The organism is Nitrospira japonica, from assembly GCF_900169565.1.
GTDB classification, from domain to species: Bacteria; Nitrospirota; Nitrospiria; order Nitrospirales; family Nitrospiraceae; genus Nitrospira_C; species Nitrospira_C japonica_A.
This window is the reverse complement of record NZ_LT828648.1, coordinates 3535234-3555556: the sequence shown is the minus strand read 5'-3', so window position 1 is coordinate 3555556 and position 20323 is coordinate 3535234. Positions and strand designations below refer to the sequence as shown.

The window sequence follows — 20323 nt, the reverse complement described above, 5'->3', positions numbered from 1 at the left end:
CCTCATTGGGGATGACGTCGTTGCGGGATCTTCTATCGGCGCCGGACGGAGGCGGGACGATCGGGCGTCGCGGCATGGCGGTCCGCTGGTCCTCGTGACGACCTCGACTGGCTGCGGAAACGGGCGGGCGGAAGGCCGAACGCGCGTTTGAATGCCCGATTGAATGCCGGTTCCGATTCATACCCCACGTCGCCGGAGATTTGCGCCACGCTGTGATTGGTGGAGGCCAGCATCTGCCTGCCGAGCTGGAGGCGCCAGCGAGTCAAATAGGCGATCGGGGTCTCCGACAAATACTGCCGGAAACGCTCGGCCAACACCGAACGCGACGTACCCACTTCGCTTGCCAGCGTCGCGATCGTCCAGGGATGGGCCGGTTGGCGATGCAACAGCGCCAGCGCTTTGCCGACCTCCTGATCGCGAACTCCCGCCAGCCATCCGGATTCCGCCTGCGGGAGCTGGGCGATGTAGCGCCGTAACGTTTCGATGAACAGGACTTCGGAGAGCTTGGCGAGCACGGTTTCGCCGCCAGGCCGTGAAGTATCTGCGGTTTCGACCGAATAGCGGATGGAATTTTCCAGCCACTGACCGGACGCGTCCTTGCGGATATTGACCTTCAGGACCGGAGGAAGGCCGCCCAGAAAGATGCGGCTCAGTTGCGGTTCGCAGGTCATGTAGCCGCAGATGATTCGCGTGACCTCTCCACCTCCCCCGCACCGGGCGATCTTGAGATCCTCGGAAAGAATGCGCTGCAACTCCTTGGAGCTGTCGATCGGTTCGACGGCCGGGCCGTTTCCCAATAGGTGGGGATCTCCCTGAGGGAACACGACGATATCGCCCGCATCGAGGTGAAGCAGCGTGCCGTCTCCCTCGACCTGCGCATAGCCGCGGCCTTCGGTCAGCAAATGGTAGACGATGACGTGTTTGGGCTCCGGTGACAGATAGGAGGCCATGATCCGCCCGGGCGGCGAGCGAAAGCCCCAAGGCGCGGAGCATTCGGCCGTGTAGAAAATCGCTCCGTCGAGCTTCACGGTCTTGAGCACTTCGGACAGGACATCCATAGGAATTCCCGGCGCGTGTGGTTGCGGTGCCGGATTCTCGGCAAATGATTCCGGACGCCCGCGCAAGCGGGCCGTAGCCTATCACGGCGCTGTCAAGAGAACCAGACTCCCGGATAAGACGCCGGCGCCTTCTTCTCCTATAGTGCGCTCATGCGTTGAAGCGGCGAACACGCAGGCGGCGCAGAGGCGCACCACTCTCATCAACAAAGGAGGACATCATGTCGAACGGCATACTGGTTGCGGAAGGGAATCAACTCAAGAATCGACTCAAGGCGATGTGGATGGCCGGGGATTACGACCGGTTCTCGCGCTACATGGAGAGCGGCGCCCGGGAGTTTTACGAGCGGCTCAGTCTCGCACCGGGATGCCGGGTGCTGGACGTGGGATGCGGATCCGGGCAGTTGGCGTTGATCGCGGCAAAGGACGGGTTGGACGTGACCGGAGTCGACATCGCGAGCAATCTGATCGACCGGGCGCGTGCACGGGCTCAGGCGGAAGGACTGACCGCGCGGTTCGAGGAAGGCGACGCCGAGGCGCTGCCGTTCGAGGACGGCAGTTTCGACGCCGTCGTGAGTCTGATCGGCGCGATGTTCGCCCCGCAGCCGGAGCTGGTCGCCCGCGAATTGCTCCGAGTCTGCGTGCCCGGGGGCACCATCGCCATGGGTAATTGGACGCCGCAAGGGTTCGTGGGACAGATGTTCAAGACCATCTCCAAGTTCATCGCCCCGTCCGGCATGCCCTCGCCGGTCTTGTGGGGAGAGGAATCCGTGGTTCGCGAACGGCTCGGCGCAGGCCTTTCGGACCTCTCTCTGACCCGGCGTCTGTATCCGTTCACCTATCCGTTCTCTCCAGCTGAGGTGGTGGACGTGTTTCGCCTCTACTATGGCCCGACCAATCGGGCCTTCGCTTCGCTCGATGCCGAAGGCCAAGAGCGTCTTCGTACGGAACTCGAAGCGCTGTGGGCTTCACATAACAGGGCCGGCGCGGAGTGCACGACGGTATTCGCCGAATATTTGGAGGTAGTCGGTATTCGAGCGTGAGATTTTGCAAAGAGCAACGAGCAAATCCGAAGGAACGTACGACACAATCATTCCGAACGCATCATAAGGAGGCAGCCATGTACGACATCAAGAATCTGGGCAGATTGAAACAATTGGAAGTTCTCGCGCCTGAAACGGCAAAAGCCTTTTGGACCTTCGACAAGGCGGCTTGGGCCGACGGAGCCATCCCCAAAAAGTACAAGGAGCTCATGGCGATTGCCCTGGCACTCACCACTCAATGTCCCTATTGCATCGAGCTCCATACCAACAAGGCGCGGGAAAGTGGGGCGTCGGATGCGGAGATTGCCGAAGCGATCCTGGCGGCTGCCGCGCTGCGCGCAGGCGGAGCGGTCACCCACGGCACACATGCGCTGGCGGGGGCCTGAAGCGGAATGAGGACACCACGAGGGCGGCCGGATACGACAGGAGACCGGCCGCCCTGTGTGGAATAGGGGAAATCTGTAGGGTTTTGGCTGCCGACCTGCAGGGGTGCTCCACTAGGGAAATAACTAGCGGCTACGGATGAACAGTCGCAGATCCGCTCGCTCACCGCATAAGCCCTCGAAATAGCGCCTGTCTTACAGGATCATAGGGAGCCGAAGGATCGCCCATGGTCTGGTACTTTCCTTGCGATTCACTGGTTCGAGTGCGGCAGCCCGGGCGACGAGGTGAACGTAAATGAACATCATTATTGAACACCCGGGCAGAAAGGGAGGCGACCATGGCATTGGCAACTGAATCCGTCGAGGCTCGTATCGAATGGTGTCGGCAGCAAAAGGCAAGGGCCGCTCAGCCCATTGAACGGGAAGGATGGCATGCGGAAGCGGAAGGCCTCCGCGATGCGCTACTGAGTGAAGATCACTCCAGCCTCTATCGGGATTGCGCTCCGACTGTGTTTGAACGATATGCCATGGGTCTGCAGGACGGACGGGCCTTGATGCTCGTCGCCGTGGCGGAACAGCAGCACGCCATGTCCTATCGCTAACGGACTGTCCGCGTCGACTCTCGATGTTCCCAGTGGCCTGATGCTCCGGGCTTCCGCATCATGGGCGATAAGATGCGGACGGTTCGGCATAGGCGAGAGAGCGGACGGATCCTTGTCGGAACGTCGGGTTGGACGTATGGAAGTTGGAAAGGCCTGTTCTATCCGGTCGGGTTACCGAACGCCCGGTGGTTGGAGTTTTTCACCGGGCAGTTCCCCACCACGGAAGTCAACTATTCCTTCTATCACTTGCCGAAGCCTTCGACGTACGAAAAGTGGGCGTCACAAGTTCCGCAAGACTTCATCTTTTCGGTCAAAGCAAGTCGGTACATCACCCACGTCAAGCGCCTGAAAGACGTCGAAGATCCGTGGCGTCTGTTTCTCAGCCATGCTCGATCGCTGGGCACGCACCTTGGCCCCATTCTCTTTCAATTTCCGGAATCCTTCCATCGCGACGACGATCGATTGAAAGATTTCCTGGAAATGGTCCGGCGCGGCTCATCGCGTCTGCGGCTGGTTTGCGAGTTCCGTCACGAATCGTGGTTCTCCACCGGCGTCTACCGGTTGTTGAACCGTCTGGGGGCCGCGCTGTGCATCGGAGACTCAGGGCGGTATCCGCGCCGGGATGTGGTTACGGCAGATTTTGCCTATGTCCGCTTCCACGGACGCTCCCGACTCTTTGCGTCGAACTACACCAGGCGCGAATTGGATGAGGAGGCTCGCAAAGTGAAGGGCTACCTTCGGGACGGTTATGACGCGTACGTCTACTTCAACAACGACGCCGAAGGTCACGCGGTCGCGAACGCCAAGACGTTCATGGGTCTCATCGAGAAGCCATCAGTCCGCGCTCGATAGGGTGAATTTTGCTCGGGCTTCGAAGCCGGCGGACTTATGGTCGACCGGACGGATCGTGCTGCATCAGCCGGCACTGCGGTAATTCCTCAATCGCCCGGCGCTCGTCGACCGGAATCAGGGTAGGCTGACCGCCGGCCTTGGCGCGATTCCACTTGAGAAACGTCGCTCGGCCCGCGGCCAAGTCGTACCAGTCGGCCGTGGGATCTGACTGGGAGCGCAACGAGATCAGATACCGGCCCGGCGGCACGGCGTGAAAGCTGTACCCGCCGTCATCCAGCCGGATGATCTGATCGAACGCATACACCCACTGCGGAGCTTGGTCTCCGTCCGGGACCGGCGGTCGATAGAAATAGAGCAATGCGGTTTCCGGCCCTAGGTGGAGGACGTCTTCAAATGCCGGTCCGGTCGCACGGTTGCCGTCGCATCCCATCGTACAGGCGAGCCATACGATGATCGACGCCGACAGGCGTGCTGTTCGTGCTGTCCGGTCCGGTCGAAGACGTATCTGCCCCATGCTAGTTTGCTTCGGCGCGCGGCTCGTCTTCCCACCTGAGGGCGAGCAACAGCCATACGACGCCGACCGTGATGCAGACATCCGCCACGTTGAATATGCCGGTGCGAAGCGAACCGATGCCGAGATTCATGAAGTCGGTGACCCGGCCGTGGTGCAGGAGGCGATCCAGCACATTGCCGATGCCTCCACTCAAGATCAGGGTCCAGGCGACCAGGAAGCTGGACGGGTGATGGTGCGACCTCAGCAGGACCACGAACAATGCGAAGAGACAGAGGCCGACTGCGATCTGAAAGATCAAAATCCGCATGTCCTCGGATAGATTCCACCCCAGGCCGAGGAATGCGCCAGCGTTCTCGGCATAATGCAATCGCACCACGTCGTGGCAGCAGGATACGGGAGGATGAAACGCGAGGTACGTACGCGCCAGCTTCTTGGTCACCTGGTCGCATCCGAGACAGGAGAGCAACAGAAGCAGCATCAATAGCGTGCGCATCGCCCTAGTTCGTGTCGAAGTCATGGCCCTCGCCCGATCTCGCCTCATGTGGGTCTCGCGGCCGGGAAGTTTCTTTGTCCACGAAGAGGACGGCCCGCCGGGTTCGGAGACAGTACTATATCAGCAGCGCATTCGCCAGCATGCCGACGGAGAATGACGGATCGATGCCGTTTGCAAGCCACTTCCCCCTCGCTCTACTATAGCGGGAGGGGCCGATCTTTGACGGATTTGCTCATTGGGAGCGGCGAGCCGGGGCTTCGGCGGGCATCATGAAAGACCATGTGACGCAATGGTTGAATCAGGCGCATGCCTGGATCGGCCTGTTCTCAGCCTGGATCCTCTTCTCTGTCTTTGCGACGGGCACCCTGGCGGTGTTCGACGAGGAGATCACCTACTGGATGCTGCAGCCCGAGATCCAGAAGATTACGACTGCATCGGGGCCGGTCGGTTTTTCACCTGAATTCCGGACGGCCGAACTCTTTATGGAGTCGCCCCTGAACGGGTCGGGCGGCGATGGGTTGGTGCAGTTGATCAAATGGCAAGACAAGCGGTCGTTTACCGGCCAATCGATCGATCCTGCAACTGGAAACCTCCTTGTATTTAGGGAGACTAGAGGGGGAGATCTCTTCTATCACTTTCATTATGGATTGCTGGCCGGGCTGGCCGGCGTATGGATGGTCGGTGCAGCCGCGATTGCCATATGGGCGGCGGCGATCACAGGCGTATTGATCAGGCGCCGGCGATTCATTGCGGATCTGTTCATGGCCGGATTTCGGACGGTCTCCCTGCGCTCCTGGTCGGACGTTCACAACGCAATCGGCCTTCTCATGCTACCGTTCCTGGCGACGATCACGATAACCGGCCTGGTCGTGCTCTGGTCGATCTATCTCGCCGGCGGAACCCCGGAATCGGGAGAGGCAGGTGCCTCGCTGGCCGGCTTGCTCCACTTCGGCAGATTCGGCGGCGTGGTGAGCCGATGGGGCTATTTCTTGATGGGGTTCGCGTCAAGCCTCGTGGTTGCCACGGGCCTGGCGATTCGAACCGCCAAACGTCGAAGGGGCCGGGGCGATCGATCCGATCCGCTCGCTGTACAGGTAGCGGACAGACTTGCCGTCGGCGTGGTGGCTGGATTACTGGTTGCCGTTGCCGCGTTCTTCTGGATCAATCGTGTCTTGCCGGCCGTGGTGCCGCACCGGGCGGATTGGGAGGTTCGTGCCTTTTTCAGCGTGTGGGCCATCTGCGTCGGCTTTGGTGCGCTGCGAGGCGAGAGCGCGCTGGCCTGGCGCGACCTATTGGCAGCCGCTGGCGTCTTGTTGATGCTGCTGCCCGGACTCAATCTGCTGACGACGAAGAGCCACCTGCTGGCGACGGTGACAGACGGTCAATGGGGATTGGCTGCCGTCGACATCACCTCATTGTTCGTCGGTACTTGCCTGGCTTGGGTTGCCGTTCGAGTGCGGAGGGGCCTGGTCGGGGAGTTTGGCGACCGGCTGTCCACCTTGTCCGTCTCTGATGCCTGATCGTCGTCGTGCCGTCAAGGCATTGGCTGAATGATTGGACGTGGCGCCTTCTCTCTGTCGCTGAACCCCTGCCGCTGATCCCCATGGACCATCGGCCCGCTCGGTGGGAAAATGTCGTGAGAGGCCTAATATGGCATCCCGTGAGAACGCACGAATGACGGACGAGCCGCAATTCCCACCTGCAGCGGCCGGGAAAGGAAATGGAATCATGCGAGCACAGGGATTCGGACTGGGCCTCATCATCGGAATGCTGCTCATGTGGGCATCGGGACAGGGCCTTCCGTCAGCCACGGGTAAGAATCTGCCCGAGCCGCCCTGCATTCCGGCCACGGCGGCAACGGACTATGTGCACAGCGTGATTCAGGCGGACCGGACGTTCTACACGACCGAAATTGTCGAACGGATGCAAGTCCGGGGCACGGCCGTTGCTTCAGAGCATTGGAAAGAGCGGGGCATGTTGCCGCTGCCGGCTCAGTTTCTCAAGGAGGCAGGTCTGTTGATGCGAGGAGACGACAGGGGGATTCGGGTGCGGTTACTCAGCCAGTGGCCGATCAACAAGGACAACCGGGCCAATACGGATTTCGAGCGAACGGGGCTCTCGGAAATCATGGTCGATGGAGGGCGGCCGTACACCGGTGTCGTTACCCAGGACGGAGCATCCTATTTCCAGGCGCTCTATCCGGACAAGGCAGTCTCTCAGACCTGCATCGGTTGTCACAATGCGCATCCGAACAGCCCGAAGAAGGACTTCAAATTGCGGGACGTGATGGGCGGCATTCTGGTGACCATGCCGCTTTCGCAGAGCAGTCACAAGTAGCCCCGAGGACGTGACCTTGCGGTCATTCCACGCGGCAGGCGATTCCGTCGGGTCGTCCGGTTCCTGCACCTGCAAAAGGAGCGCAGCGATGAAACACTGGATATTCGCGGTCCTGTTGATCGGGATGACCTGTCACGAGGGTTTGGCCCAGACACAACCGGAGATGGAGTTCACGCCGGGTCCTCGGATGATTCGCGCGGTCGAGCAGATCGCCGGATCCTACGCGCATCTGGGACACAGCCTCGAATTGACGTCCCAGCAGAAGCAGGCCATGGCCGATCTGGTTCAACGTGTGAAGACGGACATGTGGCTGAAGGAGGCGGTATTGGTCGGGATGTTCCAGGAGTTGGAAGAGAAGCGGCGGCGCGGGCTGCTCCAGGAGCATGAATACCGGACGGCCAACGCCCTCACCGGCGGCATTGAAACCGACGAGTTGAATCTCTTCATCGACACCCTGACCGCGCTCCGCGCCGTGTTGACGGCGGAGCAAGCGACCAAGGTCCGGGAATTGATGCATCCGCCGATGGTGTTTCGAGTGTCGCAGGGTTTCAATACGAAGATCGGTCTCCTGTCATTGGACGGCGTCGGCCAGGTCTACAACGGATTTCGCCGTGAACTGGTGCTGGACGACCTTCAGGTCCGGGACATCGGATCATGGTTGGAGGAGGCCAGGCGGGAAGTGCTGAGGGTCGGGACCGAGATCGATCTGAGCCGAGTGGAAGCCGACGAACTCGTCATGCGGCCGGACGTGGATCCGGAGGTCATTCGCGCCAAAATGCAAAAGACCGGAGAGACGGAAGGCGTGCTGTTCAATACACTGTTCCAGGTGACCGATCGGATTCAGGCACGCTTGACGGAGCAGCAGCGGACCAAACTGGCGGAGCTCAAGCAGCACCATATGCGGACGGCGTCCGACAAGCCGCGGTCGGGCCATTCCGGCGGACCGCATGGCACTCCCGCGCATCAAACCGGTTTCGACTACTTTCTGGATCACGGAGGCAGGATCGGAATCAACGAGGAGCAGACCGCGGCGTTGGTCCAGGTCAAGAATGACACGAGGAAGACGCTGTTGATCGAGCAGGCCAAGGTCAAGGCGAGCGAGCTGAAGCTCCTGAGTCTGCTTCGCAGCAGCGGCGGGGAGACGACTCAGCCCTCCGAGGAGAAGCTCGCGGCAGCCGTGCAGGAGATGGAGCAGGGGCGCACCAGGATGACCCGGGCGAAGGTGCTCGGCTATCTTGACGCGAGACGGCTGCTGACACTCGAACAACAGTTGCGCGTGCATCCGCCTGACACGTTTGAAGAAGGAAAACCGTGACGCAAAAAGGAGGACGATCCGCCATGAAGTCGACGCGTGTCTTCACGGTCCCCTCGGGACTCGCCCTGGCCGTCGTGGGGCTGGTCCTGGCCGGTCTTCCTTCGTGCGGATCGCACAAGCCGATCGAGTCGGTTCCGTCCGCGCCTCCAGATTTCTCACGAGTCCTCCAGTATGCCCAGCGGGCCGATCTGGCGTATCAACAGGACGAGGTGATCCGGCAGCAGAGCGGAACGTCGGTGCGCGTCAGTGTCAGCCCGCCGCTCGCTTCCGGGGTCAAGGCGTACGTGGAGGTGGATGATGCGGCGCGTGTGCAGTGGATCGTGATCCGCGGCACCTCGAACCTGGTGAATATCCGGGCGGACGTGGATTACAACAAAGTCGTCGAATCTCGGCTGCAGATTCCGCTCCACAAAGGGTTCGGGGACGCGGCGCTGCAGGTCTATCAGTTCGCCAAGCCCCTTCTGAAGACGGACTACGAAACCAGGGTGACGGGCCATAGTTACGGGGGAGCGGCGGCGGTGGTCGTGTTGATGTTGCTGAAAGAGGACGGGATCAGGCTCGGGCAGGCCGTGACCTTTGGACAGCCGAAGGTCACGAATCGGGCCGGCGTCCGCAAGTACGGATCCTTGCCGCTGATCCGCTACGTCAATGACAAGGATCCCGTGCCGCTGCTGCCGCCGTTTGAAGTCTTTGCCGTGCTGGACGAAGGCCCGTTCCAGCATCTCGGGCCGGAGGTGGTGCTGGAAGACGGGAAGCGGTACCGGTACTATGCCGAACATCAAGCCGAGCATTCGTCGGTCCTGTCGTTCTGGAACAATCTCAAGAATCTCAGCATCCAAGACGTGCCGGAGCATTTCATGGCCACGTACCTGGCGCGCATCAAACAACTGGTGCCGTGAGCGATTGACCGAACGCCGCCCATTAGGCCCTAGAGAAGTCCCTAGTAGTAGAGCCATGGCCATGTCACATAATGAACAAATGACGACGACCGGAGAACAGGGAGCAGACCGATGATGATGAGAAGATTACCAGCCATGCCGCTGGAAGATCCGGAGCCGACGCCACAGGTCGACGAGGTGGACGAAGTCCATTCCGCTGTTCACCCGACGTTACGGGGTAATAGAAAGCTTGCCGTCGCGTGGGTCTGCGCGACCGTCGTGGGTGGTGTCGTCCTCTGGTACTCCGCCGCGTCACAATATTCCCCGACCGTCACGCTCGGTGCCTTGATCGGACTCCTCGTCGGCTATGCAGGCTATGGATACTCGGTCAAGAAGAAGAATACGGCCCAGTTTGCGGATTCCTTGTACTACATGGGATTTCTCTGGGCGCTGTTGGCTCTCATTGTGACGTTCATCCTATGGCCGGCTCCCAAGCTGACCGCGGAGGCGGTTCTTCCCGCCTTCGGCTACGCGCTCGTCCTGACGTGTGCCGGCATGGTGCTGCGTCTGCTGACGCTCTATTTCCAGGACACGCTGACCGACCGGCTTCTCGACGTGCAGGACAGCATCGATCAGCGGGTGTCGACGCTGTTGCACGAAATCACCGAAGCGAACATGGAGATCTCTTCGTTCAGAGATCTCGCCGCCAATGATCTGCGCGGCTCCTTGCATGATCTCGTGCGGTCATTGTCCGACGTTCGTGAAAAACTTGCCGAACAACAATTCGCGATGGGGAAGACGATGACCGCGGGGCTGGAATCGTCCGTCAAGGACATGTTGAGCCGGCTGTCCACCATGCAGATGCCCCAGGAAATTCTCACGGCCGAAGTCAGCAAGCTCATCACCGTCATGGGAAGGCGTGGAGAAAGCTTTGAAGCGGCCGCGCAACGATTGGAAGACGGATTGACCAGGACCGCCGAAACCGTGGCGTCGTTCGGAGAGTCCCTGTACGGAGCGGAAGGGGTCGGGCAAGTCGAAGCGGCGGTGAAGGAATTGTCTGACACCCTCAAAGAGCGAACCGAACAATTTCTTTCGATGACGACGGCCTTCGAGCGGAGTCGTGCGGAACTGGACGGTCAGCTCAACGGGTTGCAGTCGTTACGCGCGTCATTTGCATCGGTTTCCGGTCGGCTGGCCGCGTTCGAAACGGAACTGAAGGACATCACGGCCGCTTCGATGTCGGCCGACGTCAAGAACGGTTTGCTCAACGTCCAAAAGGCCATTCAATCGAGCCTCGAGGCCAGCAGAACGATCGAGACCACCATGCGGGACGTGATGTCATTTTTACGGGTCCGGGTGGCCGAGGAACATTCCGGTGACAAGAACTGACCCGCGCACGGATCCCGTCCTCGGTCTGTCCCTGGTGCAGGTGGTGCTCCTGCTCGTTTTTGCCGTCCTGCTCGTCCAAGTCACGGACAACGGCGCGAACGGCCAACCGGACACGCGTCAATCGGCGGCCGTTCCCGAGTCCGTTTCCCAATCTGCGGCCCAATCTGATGCGCTGCCCCCTACTACGGAGTCCACGCGAACTGACCCGGGCCTTCAGGCCAAGCTCGACGACGCCGCGGAAACCAGCCGCCGCCTGGAGAAGCGTCTCGCGGAAGTGACGGCATTGGTCGATGAAGTGAAGGGCATGGTCGGCGCAAAGGCCGCGTCACGAGACGGATTTCAAGAGGCGGTGGAAAACATGAAGCGCGGATATACGCTGTGCCAGAAGGACAATGTCCTGATCGAGGCCAGCATTCAAAACGGTGAGGAATCCATCCGCGTGATCGGAGACATCCCGTCCGGTCTGGACACCAGTCTGGCGAAAGGGGAGTACACGTCGGATCTCGACCAGATCGTACCCTTCATGCAGGACGTCTACCAATACGAAAAAGACCGCAAGTGCCGATTCAATTACCGGTTGCAGTACGTGACCGACAACGACTACAGAAAAGCGCGAGAACGGTTCGAGAAGTATTTTTTCCCGGAGAAAATGACGAAAGTTCAGTAACCGGCGGGTTTCTCTCGTACTCAGAGCGGGTTCTCGTCGATCAGCCTCTGCACCAATGCCGAGTCCAGATAGGCCCGCACCTCCACGATGACGGCACCCTCGAAGCGCATCACCCAGCAATAGCGGTTGTCGAATCGCATCCCGTTCTTGGCCGTGATCCGCCGGTATCACATGTCTGTTCAAGTCTACGTCAGGGCGGAAGACCTCCAGGCGGATCCGCGAAGCGCGAGGCTTCCGTCATTTTGGCCCAGTCCGAGACCGCTCCATTTTCGAAATAGACGCGAAACTCTGCCGTCAGGCAGGGGTCTCGTCCGCCTGGGGGATACAACCACACCTCCACCGGCCGCCCCTTGTGTTCGATGGCCTTCTTACATATGGGCTCCCCGAACGCCAGATAGATCTGATCGTGATTCATGCCTCGAACAGGATACCCACGATCGATGGCTCGTTTGATGTCATCGGGGTACGTCGGATATTTCTCCGTCATCAGCCTGCTTCGCTCCGATTCGCAGCCGGTGAGCAAGAGACCCAATCCCAGCCACAGGCACGAGACCAGCCGCGCCATCGTGTGAGCATTTATTTTGCTGCTCATGCACTGATGCGTCATGGCGTATCGCCCGGCAACGCCCGACGTTCGTTCGGGATTTCTCCGGCTGGACGATTTGCCATCGGCGCCGTCTGGCCTGCCGTGCACATGAGGTGTGACGGAAGATCGAGTTGACCCGACGGGCGAAATCCCCACGCAGTGGCGAACGTCTGGCATGTCAGGCTTCGAGCAATCCGGCCGCTCAGTTCAACGCACTGCGGGTAATGGGCCCGAGCCTGCAAGACGGTCTCGCCGTTGTTCACCGAGAGACCCCGCAATGTGACCTCGACGAAGAAGCGCGCCCCGCAATGCGGCTCGATCAACGTTCCTTCCTTGTTTGTCTCCCGGTCCAATAACAGCACAAATTCGGCATGCATATTTTCCCCAAGGGTGAGCGCCGCTTTGCGATCGGATCCGGGCGGAGCGTCCTTCGCCTCGCGGACCCGATTCTCATCAGCGACGACGACGTGTGTATAGTGATGCGACCGGAGCCATTCGACCGCCACGTGTGTGACGTCGGGGGCTCCCCAGAGAAGGATCGATTGCTCAGCGGCCGGAAGGAGCCGGTGGGATCCGCTGGTGACGGGAAAATGAACGCCGGTGGGCGTTCCTTTGGACGAGCATCCGTGCAGCAAGAGAATAATGAAGAGGAGCCACAGGCGAATCGGCGGCGTGTGCGTCGTCTCCCGGTTCACCGGCTATGGCTCCCGCGAGGCCGATCCTACTGGGGCTGGGCGCGGCGCGACAGGGATACGATATAGGCCGCCGACCGGACAGCGATCATCGGATCGGCCGCTTCGATGCCGGGTGTCAGGGCTCCCGGTACAAAGAGCAATTTCTTTTCCGCAGCTTGGCTGTCCTCCACCGCTTTGACGATGGTGAGCGTTCCCAAGTCGATCGTTCTTCTCGTTTCAGGCCAAACGACCGTCGGATCGTCCGTCTTGTCGCCCGGTTCGGCCACTTGCGCGAGTAGGTGGAACTTGACCGGAGCGCGGCGGACCCGGTCCCGAATCTCATCGCTCAAATAGTCCGGTCCCTTCGCGGACACTTGCTCCTTTGTGAGGTACTGCACACCGGTGATCGGCTGCAGTTGATAGCGGACCAGCGCGGTCTTTCCTTTCGCATTGGTGAACTTGAACGCGTTGATCCCGAAATAGGGCAGGGTACCGTAGCTGACAGGCGGCGGCTTGGGGGTTTGCACGAACGTCTTGGCTGCCGGATGACCGTTCAGAAAATTCTCCAAGGCGTTGGGTTTCGGGGCGTCAGGCCCGCTTGCCGCAATGGCCAGGAGAAAATCCCTGAAGTCCTCCCCGGTGGAGACGGGAAAGCCGTTGTAGGAGAGCACGACCATGTCCGTCTGTGACCCGTCAGGAAGGGAAAATTTAATGGCCATGCCGCGGGGCATCTCGTTGGTGTCCGGGACGGTCGGCAACCCCGACCCGGCCGAGAAGCGGACGGTCACCGGAATCGGTTTGGCCTGCTTGGCGAAGTGAGCAGCTTTGCTCACGGACGCCGCCTTGTCACTCGGCGTGAAAGAGCCTTCGAGGACGACGCCTTTGGGATGGTTGGCTCGCAGACCCGGATGGGCTCCGAACACGGCGTTGAAGGCATTCACCAGTTGTTCGGGGAGGGATACTTGAGCGGCCGATGTTTCTTCCGCGAACCCCGAGGCGGGGAGCGCAAGCACAGCCGCCAGCGCGGCGGTCGCGACACATGTGGTCCTCATTTGAGTTCCTCCGCGGTTCTAGGTTTTCAGAGAAGCCATGTCGATCGAGAAGCGGTATTTCACGTCGGACTTGAGCAGTCTGTCGTAGGCTTCGTTGACCTTTTGGATGGGGATGACTTCGACGTCCGAGGTAATGTGATGAGCGGAACAAAAATCGAGCATCTCCTGAGTTTCCGGGATGCCGCCGATGGGAGAACCGGATAGGCTGCGACGTCCGAACAAGAGACCGAAGGCCGCAACCGCGAGCGGCTTCTCCGGCGCACCGACGAGGGTAATGGTGCCGTCGCGGCGAAGCAGCTCAATATAGACGTTGATGTCGTGGTCGGCGGATACGGCGTCGAGGATGAAGTCGAAACTGCCGGTCTGCTTCTTCATCTCGTTCGCGTCGCGGGAGATGACGACTTCGTCGGCGCCGAGGCGGAGCGCGTCGTCCTTCTTGTTGGGCGATGTGGTGAAGACCACCACATGGGCTCCCAGCGCATGAGCGAACTTGACGGCCATATGGCCCAGTCCGCCCAGCCCGACCACACCCACCTTCTTCCCCTTGGTCACCCCCCAATGGCGCATCGGCGAATAGGTGGTGATCCCGGCGCAGAGGAGCGGGGCGGTTCCGGCAAGGTCCAGGTTCGGGGGGATGCGCAGGACGAATCGGTGGTCCACGACGATGCTCTCGGCGTAGCCGCCGTAGGTGACGCCTCCGAGGTGCTTGTCCGGTGAATTGTAGGTCAGGGTCAGATTCCCGCAGAACTGTTCCAGGCCGGCCTGACATTCGTGGCAGGTCTGGTCGGTATCGACCAGGCAGCCGACCGCCGCAAGATCACCGACCTTGAATTTCTTGACCGCCGTTCCGACTTTCGCCACACGGCCGACGATCTCGTGGCCGGGGACGCAGGGATAGACAGTCGGCGCTACGCTCTTCCACTCGTTTCGAACCTGATGGAGATCGGAGTGGCAAATACCGCAGAAGAGGACGTCGATCTGAACGTCCCGTTCGCCGGGATCGCGTCGCGGAATCGTGAGGGCAGCCATCGATGAGGTGGCTGCGGCTGCTCCATAGGCTTTGGTCTTGTACATATTTATGGCAGTATGCTCCTGCAGCGCTTCGATAGGCAAGGTCATCTTCCATCGTCTGCGCCATGTATCGCTGCAAGGCCTCGCTGCACGCATCATCGACTGTCAGGACAGTCACAATTGAGTCGGCGGATCTCTTATGACTCGGCAATGCGGAGCACGTTTTTGCCGCTGATAGGTTTCGATTCGTAGGCTTGCCGGAAATCCTTCCTTGCAAACACGTTTCCCAGTCAGTGTATGCCGTGACCCCAGGTCGGGTCCATCGCGATGTAAGACCGGTGGAACGGTGACCGGAAAAGAAGGATTGCAACTGGCAATCGGGCGGCCGAGTAAGTTTAAATACACCGGCGTAGAGGTCCGAATCCGGCGAGTGTATCGGAACCCATTCGTCTACAGTCTGGACGATGGACAAGACCATTGGACCTTTGCGAGGCGGAGCATGAATAGCCACGATCCGTTCTACCGAGCCCTGCTGGCGAGAGACCATCGTTTCGACGGCAAGTTTTTCGTCGCCGTGAAGACGACGGGGATCTATTGCCGGCCGATTTGTCCGGCCCGCCCCAAACGCGAAAATGTCCTGTTTTTCAAGACGGCGCAAGCGGCCGAGCGGGCCGGTTATCGGCCTTGCCTGCGATGCCGGCCTGAATCTGCTCCGGGGTCCCCTGCGTGGAACGGCAAACAGACCACCGTCGAGCGGGCCCTCAAGCTCCTGGCCCAGGGAGTTCTGGAACAGCACAGCGAAGAGGTCCTGGCCGACCGGCTGGGCGTCTCGGCTCGACATCTGCGACGGCTGTTCGAAAAAGAATTGGGCCAAACCCCCAAGCAGCTCCACGACGGCAGCCGGCTCAACTTTGCCCGAAAGCTGATCGTGGAGACCCCGCTTCCATTCACGGAGATTGCCTTTTCCACCGGCTTCCGCTCGCTTCGCCGATTCAACGATGCCGTGAAGAAGCGGTTCCATCGTCCCCCATCCGCGCTGCGGTCATCTACAAAGGGAGTGGAGGCTGCTTCGATGATCCGGCTGGGGTTAGCCTACCGGCCTCCGTTCGATTGGCGCTCGTTGCTCGACTACTATCGGCGGCATCACGTCGCCGGCATCGAAGCGATCGAAGGAGACGCCTATTCGCGGGTGTTCACGGTCGACGGCATGGAAACGACGGGATACTTTCGGATAAGACCGGACGGCCGGAACCCGGAACTCGCACTCGAGATCTGTCTGTCGGACACCCGATGCCTCCTCAGAGTCGTGCAGCGCATCCGGCACATGTTCGACCTGGATTCGGATCCGGCCGTGATCGGCAAGGTGTTTGCGCAGGCGGGCATCCTCTCGACGTTTCGGCGAAGGCATCCCGGAGCGAGACTGGCTCGTGGATTCGACCCGTTTGAAACGGCGATCGCCACCATCCTTGGGCAGGTCATTTCCGTGGCGCATACTGCGCGGCTCATGAATCAATTGGCGGCAACGTATGGTGAAGAGGTTCGACATCCCGTGTCCGGCGATCGCATCCGTTTGTTTCCGAAGCCGCACATTCTTGCAAAATCGGATCTGCACGCGGTGGCAATAACCGGACTGAAACGCGCGGCGATTCGCGAGTTCTCCGCGCGCGTCGCCGGCGGAATGATTCGGTTCGACCCGGCGCAAGATCCGGACGATTTCAAACGTGCCGTCAGGATGGTCAAGGGTATCGGGGCATGGAGCGCCGAATACATGGCGTTACGAGCGCTCGGCGACGCGGACGCCTTTCCGTCCGCCGATCTGATCTTGAACCGCTTTATCAAGGCTCATCCACGGTTCAACGTGGAAACCGTCAGACCCTGGCGGAGTTACGCGGCCGTCTGTCTCTGGAATGAACAGGCCACGGCCATTCGGGAAGAGGAGGCGAATCATGCTGCGGTATAAGCACATGGAGACTGTGGTCGGCCGACTCAAGCTGGTGGCGGACGAAGCGAGCCTCATCGCGGTGCTCTGGCCAGGGGATACGCCGATGCGCGTCAGGCTCGAGGACATGCGCGAGGACGTGCGTCATCCTGTCCTCGTCGAAGCCGGGCGCCAATTGAGTGAATATTTTCAGGGCAGGCGAACGACCTTCGAGTTGCCGCTCCTGATGCGAGGGACGGCCTTTCAGAAACGCGTATGGCAGCAGCTGCTCCGCATTCCCTACGGCCAGACGCAAAGCTATGGCCGTCTGGCCCTCGCGATCGGAAATGGTTCGGCCTCGCGGGCAGTGGGGCTGGCCAATAGCAAGAATCCGTTGTCCATCGTCGTGCCCTGCCACCGCGTCATTGGTGCCTCGGGAAAACTGACCGGCTTTGCCGGCGGGCTGGACGTCAAAGCCAGATTGCTCGAACTCGAAGGGGCGCAGGGACGGCTGTTGCCGTGATGAAGACTCAAGCGAGCATTGTATTGGATAACACGCGCGGCGCGGGTTGGCGGGTATGAACAGGATCGTTCATATGATGGGCGGTTCGGGCACAGGCGTGACGACACTTGGTCTGTCGGTGGCTACGCGGCTGAAGTGTGCGTGCTTGGACACGGAAGATTTTTATTGGCTGCCGACGACTCCGCCATACCGTGAGAAACGTCCTGTGGAAGATCGCATCATCCTGATCAGGGAAAAGTTGGAGAGTGTTCAGTCCTCCGGCTGCGTCCTGTCCGGCTCGCTTGACGGATGGGGCGATCCGTTGATCCCGTTGTTTGATGCGGTCGTGTTCCTCGCCGCGCCGGTCCACGTGCGAATCGAACGATTGCGCTGGCGCGAGAAAGAGCGGTTTGGCACAGAAGCACTCGCTCCGGGCGGTGCGATACACGACCAGCATGAAGCGTTTATGGAATGGGCTGCGGCCTATGACGCCGGCACGATGCCGGGACGAAGTCTGCCGCGTCACGAACAATGGCTGAAACGATTGCCTTGTCCTGTCCGGCGACTCGACGGGACCAAGACGATCGACGAACTCGTACAATCCGTCTGTCGGTTTCTCAACGGCGAAACAGCCTGATGAGGACCTCGCCGTTGTAGGCTGCCGGCCGCCAAACTCACGACATCATGAGAATCGGCACCCACGCGCATGCCGGTGACACCGGCGGCTTGGATATCTCTACTCGCGCGGTTATTCGTTGAGATTGGGTTCCGCCGTCGTATCGAAGCGGATGTTCGCACGCTCCGAAAACGGAAAATAAAAAGCCGTATAGAGGGAGCGGGGTTCGCCGAGTCTATCGGCGGACGCATTCTTGACGGTGGCCGTGCGTGGATGGTGAACGAAATGGATCATGTCTCTTTCGGCACGCATGTCCTTGTCACTGTCGCTCGCATTCTACTTTTTCGGGACGACAGGATCCATGATGGTGTGGCTCTCACAGGGGCAATGCATCACGATGACCGACGTCGCAAGTCCCGGCTTGATGCTCGCCGAGGCTTTGCGCCACAATGGAAAGAGTCCGTGTGGGCATGGGGCAGAACTGGGAGAATCGTCATGCCGTTTGTGCGATATCAAAGATGCCTCGCGGCAGTCTCCTTCATCGCAACAGGGATTGCGCTGCTGTTGGCTTTTCCCCCGGATGGAAGCGGGACCGAACCTTCGTTTCGCCATGAGCCCGCCATGCACCTTGTTGCGGGCAAGCAGCCGCCGTCCGTGGACGAGCCGCCGGTGGCCGAGGGGATCGTCGATCGCTATCTGGTACACCCTCGTGGGATTGTGGACGGACTCCTGCTTCGCGATGGGGCGCAAATGCATGTCACGCCCCGCGCGGCGGAAGGGCTGATCCAAATCATTCAACCGGGCGACCACGTGCGGGTCCATGGAAGGCGTGGTGCGAACTCGCCGCTGGTGACGCCGGACGTCATCGTGAACGTCACGGACGGCAAGTCTTTCACCATTCCCTATCGGCTCGATCTTCCCATTCCTCCGGCGGAGGCGAGGCCGACGGCCAACGAAATGCGAGCCGCCGGCACCATTGAGGTGTTGCTCTACGACTACATTAAAGGGGGCGTCAACGGGATGCTCCTGTCGGACGAGACACAGGTGCGTCTACCGCCGGACGTCGGGAGGGACTTTCCCGCGTCGTTACGGCCGAATATGGACGTGGAAGTCGAAGGCCACGGAACGACCACCCGGTATGGCCGCGCGCTGGAAGCCACCGCTATCGGCCGAAAAGGCCATCCTCTGACGCCGCTCGATGCGTCGATCCAGCAGCTGCGCTGACGCGCGCGGGCCAGTTCTCCTTGACGCACCGGTACAATCACTTGCGTTTCTGGCCGACGGATCGCTGATTCGAGGCGGACGGGGAGCGGCTGGGAGGCCTGGCCTGGGTGCGGAAGCGGGCGGGCGGGAGGCTGAACTCCCGTTTGAATGCCCGATTGAAGGACGGTTCGGATTCATACCCGACGTCGCCCGCCACTTCGGCGACGCTCTTGGACGTCGACGTCAAGAGCTGTGCGGCGAGCTGCAATCGCCAACGTGTGAGATAGCCGATGGGCGTTTCCGACAGATAGTGCTTGAATCGCTCGGCGAGCACCGAACGGGACACTCCGACTTCGTTTGCGAGCGAAGCAATGGTCCATGGGAATGCCGGTTGTCGATGAAGGAGCGCCAGCGCCTTTCCGACTTGAGGGTCGCGTACGCCGGCGAGCCAGCCGGTCTGGGATTTGGGCAGCCTCGCGATGTACCGGCGCAGCGTTTCGACGAACAGCGCCTCGGACAATTTGGCGATGACGGCGGCGCAGCCCGGACCGGAGGCTCCGGCCTGGTCGACCGAATAACGGAGCGTATCTTCCAGCCATTGTCCCGACGCGTGATCGCGGATGTTCACCTTGACGATCGAGGGGAGCCCGGAAAGGAACAACTGGCTGAGGTGCGGTTCGCAGGTCATGTATCCGCAGATCAGCTTCGTCAGTTCGCCGCCTCCGCCGGCCCGGGAAAGCGTGAGGCCTTCGGACAGGACCCGAAGCAACTGCTCCGAACTGTCCGTAGGGGCGATCGGCGGGCCGTTTCCCATGAGATGCGCATCCCCGTGCGGAAACATCACGATGTCGCCGGCTGAAAGAGATAACCGGTTGCCGTCCTGTTCGACGCGGGCATAGGCCTGGCCTTCGGTCACGAGATGAAAGATCACCATGTGTTTGGAACGGACGGAGAGGTACGAGGCCATGGTGCCGGAATCCGGTTCCCGGGCGCACCAGGGTGCCGAGAACTCCCCGTTGAAGAAGACCGCGCCGTCGAGTTTGACGGCCTTCAGCACTTCAGACAACACGTCCATAGACAGTCGGCCTTGGAAGGATCACTATCCGCAGTGCTCGACATGAGTTCTCGACATGCGGAGGGAACAGCCGCCACTATGCCATGGCCACCGGCTCGGCGGCAATGTGCCGTCTTCCACACCGGTTGATAGAGAACGCAGCCGGCTTTATGATTCAG

At 60.6% G+C, this 20323-nt stretch carries 23 protein-coding genes and 1 pseudogene; 14 read left to right on the top strand and 10 right to left on the bottom strand.

Going from position 1 to position 20323, the window contains the following annotated elements; all coding sequences use genetic code 11:
* Nucleotides 1–32 precede the first annotated feature (32 nt).
* Nucleotides 33–1058 (bottom strand): AraC family transcriptional regulator, encoded by a 1026-nt coding sequence (locus NSJP_RS16970; protein WP_080888062.1) that lies wholly within the window; start codon nt 1056–1058, stop codon nt 33–35.
* 218 nt (nt 1059–1276) lie between these two features.
* Between NSJP_RS16970 and NSJP_RS16965 the strand changes: the two genes are divergently transcribed.
* The 4 genes from NSJP_RS16965 (at nt 1277) to NSJP_RS16950 (ending at nt 3935) form a co-directional block, all read left to right on the top strand.
* Complete coding sequence (locus NSJP_RS16965) at nt 1277–2098, top strand: class I SAM-dependent methyltransferase (protein ID WP_080888060.1); 822 nt, start codon at nt 1277–1279, stop codon at nt 2096–2098.
* A 77-nt stretch (nt 2099–2175) separates the two neighbouring features.
* Entirely contained in the window at nt 2176–2484 is a 309-nt protein-coding gene (locus NSJP_RS16960; RefSeq protein ID WP_080888058.1) for a carboxymuconolactone decarboxylase family protein, read from the top strand.
* A gap of 335 nt (nt 2485–2819) precedes the next feature.
* Entirely contained in the window at nt 2820–3083 is a 264-nt protein-coding gene (locus NSJP_RS16955) for a hypothetical protein (RefSeq protein ID WP_080888057.1), read from the top strand.
* Between the two features lie 60 nt (nt 3084–3143).
* Nucleotides 3144–3935 (top strand): DUF72 domain-containing protein, encoded by a 792-nt coding sequence (locus NSJP_RS16950; protein WP_197685443.1) that lies wholly within the window; start codon nt 3144–3146, stop codon nt 3933–3935.
* A 34-nt stretch (nt 3936–3969) separates the two neighbouring features.
* Here NSJP_RS16950 and NSJP_RS16945 read toward each other — a convergent pair whose 3' ends face one another.
* Nucleotides 3970–4449, bottom strand: coding sequence for a hypothetical protein (locus NSJP_RS16945; RefSeq protein ID WP_080888055.1), 480 nt, complete (start codon nt 4447–4449; stop codon nt 3970–3972).
* Between the two features lies 1 nt (nt 4450).
* Complete coding sequence (gene lspA, locus NSJP_RS16940; RefSeq protein WP_231989418.1) at nt 4451–4942, bottom strand: signal peptidase II; 492 nt, start codon at nt 4940–4942, stop codon at nt 4451–4453.
* Between the two features lie 269 nt (nt 4943–5211).
* On the opposite strand from lspA, the gene NSJP_RS16935 reads away from it, so the two are divergent.
* The 6 genes from NSJP_RS16935 to NSJP_RS16910 all read left to right on the top strand — a co-directional run bounded on the left by NSJP_RS16935 (nt 5212) and on the right by NSJP_RS16910 (nt 11528).
* Nucleotides 5212–6462, top strand: a complete 1251-nt coding sequence (locus NSJP_RS16935; RefSeq protein ID WP_080888053.1) for a PepSY-associated TM helix domain-containing protein — start codon at nt 5212–5214, stop codon at nt 6460–6462.
* A gap of 208 nt (nt 6463–6670) precedes the next feature.
* Nucleotides 6671–7279 carry a Tll0287-like domain-containing protein gene (locus tag NSJP_RS16930; RefSeq protein ID WP_080888052.1) on the top strand — a complete coding sequence of 203 codons (609 nt, stop codon included), beginning with the start codon at nt 6671–6673 and terminating at the stop codon, nt 7277–7279.
* An 88-nt stretch (nt 7280–7367) separates the two neighbouring features.
* Entirely contained in the window at nt 7368–8594 is a 1227-nt protein-coding gene (locus NSJP_RS16925; protein WP_080888050.1) for a hypothetical protein, read from the top strand.
* Between the two features lie 23 nt (nt 8595–8617).
* Nucleotides 8618–9493 (top strand): lipase family protein, encoded by an 876-nt coding sequence (locus NSJP_RS16920; protein ID WP_155970365.1) that lies wholly within the window; start codon nt 8618–8620, stop codon nt 9491–9493.
* Between the two features lie 111 nt (nt 9494–9604).
* Complete coding sequence (locus NSJP_RS16915) at nt 9605–10861, top strand: hypothetical protein (RefSeq protein ID WP_155970362.1); 1257 nt, start codon at nt 9605–9607, stop codon at nt 10859–10861.
* A complete protein-coding gene (locus NSJP_RS16910) occupies nt 10848–11528 on the top strand; it encodes a hypothetical protein (RefSeq protein WP_080888044.1) in 681 nt (226 codons plus the stop codon). Before NSJP_RS16915 ends, NSJP_RS16910 begins: the two co-directional genes overlap by 14 nt.
* A 20-nt stretch (nt 11529–11548) precedes the next feature.
* Here NSJP_RS16910 and NSJP_RS20175 read toward each other — a convergent pair.
* The 5 genes and pseudogenes from NSJP_RS20175 to NSJP_RS16885 all read right to left on the bottom strand — a co-directional run.
* Nucleotides 11549–11683, bottom strand: a pseudogene (locus NSJP_RS20175) (nuclear transport factor 2 family protein); the annotation flags it as partial.
* A 35-nt stretch (nt 11684–11718) separates the two neighbouring features.
* On the bottom strand, nt 11719–12120 hold the full coding sequence (locus NSJP_RS16900; RefSeq protein WP_155970360.1) for a hypothetical protein: 402 nt from the start codon (nt 12118–12120) through the stop codon (nt 11719–11721).
* Nucleotides 12121–12131: 11 nt separating this feature from the next.
* Entirely contained in the window at nt 12132–12809 is a 678-nt protein-coding gene (locus tag NSJP_RS16895; protein ID WP_080888040.1) for a hypothetical protein, read from the bottom strand.
* Between the two features lie 26 nt (nt 12810–12835).
* The gene (locus NSJP_RS16890; protein WP_080888038.1) at nt 12836–13840 is read right to left on the bottom strand and encodes a catalase family peroxidase; all 1005 of its coding nucleotides are present in this window, start codon (nt 13838–13840) and stop codon (nt 12836–12838) included.
* A gap of 18 nt (nt 13841–13858) precedes the next feature.
* Nucleotides 13859–14914: an NAD(P)-dependent alcohol dehydrogenase gene (locus NSJP_RS16885; RefSeq protein WP_080888642.1), complete on the bottom strand. Its 1056-nt coding sequence runs from the start codon at nt 14912–14914 to the stop codon at nt 13859–13861.
* 436 nt (nt 14915–15350) lie between these two features.
* On the opposite strand from NSJP_RS16885, the gene NSJP_RS16880 reads away from it, so the two are divergent.
* The 3 genes from NSJP_RS16880 to NSJP_RS16870 all read left to right on the top strand — a co-directional run bounded on the left by NSJP_RS16880 (nt 15351) and on the right by NSJP_RS16870 (nt 17908).
* Entirely contained in the window at nt 15351–16811 is a 1461-nt protein-coding gene (locus NSJP_RS16880; RefSeq protein ID WP_155970357.1) for an Ada metal-binding domain-containing protein, read from the top strand.
* A complete protein-coding gene (locus tag NSJP_RS16875) occupies nt 16795–17292 on the top strand; it encodes a methylated-DNA--[protein]-cysteine S-methyltransferase (RefSeq protein ID WP_080888641.1) in 498 nt (165 codons plus the stop codon). The genes NSJP_RS16880 and NSJP_RS16875 overlap by 17 nt, the downstream gene beginning before the upstream one ends.
* Nucleotides 17293–17365: 73 nt before the next feature.
* Nucleotides 17366–17908: a P-loop NTPase family protein gene (locus NSJP_RS16870; RefSeq protein WP_197685441.1), complete on the top strand. Its 543-nt coding sequence runs from the start codon at nt 17366–17368 to the stop codon at nt 17906–17908.
* Nucleotides 17909–18019: 111 nt separating this feature from the next.
* Here the strand turns inward: NSJP_RS16870 and NSJP_RS16865 are convergent, their stop codons facing one another.
* Entirely contained in the window at nt 18020–18199 is a 180-nt protein-coding gene (locus NSJP_RS16865; RefSeq protein ID WP_080888033.1) for a hypothetical protein, read from the bottom strand.
* A gap of 309 nt (nt 18200–18508) precedes the next feature.
* Here NSJP_RS16865 and NSJP_RS16860 point away from each other — a divergent pair, with 309 nt between their 5' ends.
* Nucleotides 18509–19111: a hypothetical protein gene (locus tag NSJP_RS16860; RefSeq protein ID WP_155970354.1), complete on the top strand. Its 603-nt coding sequence runs from the start codon at nt 18509–18511 to the stop codon at nt 19109–19111.
* A 37-nt stretch (nt 19112–19148) separates the two neighbouring features.
* Here the strand turns inward: NSJP_RS16860 and NSJP_RS16855 are convergent, their stop codons facing one another.
* Entirely contained in the window at nt 19149–20165 is a 1017-nt protein-coding gene (locus tag NSJP_RS16855) for an AraC family transcriptional regulator (RefSeq protein WP_080888031.1), read from the bottom strand.
* Nucleotides 20166–20323 lie beyond the last annotated feature (158 nt).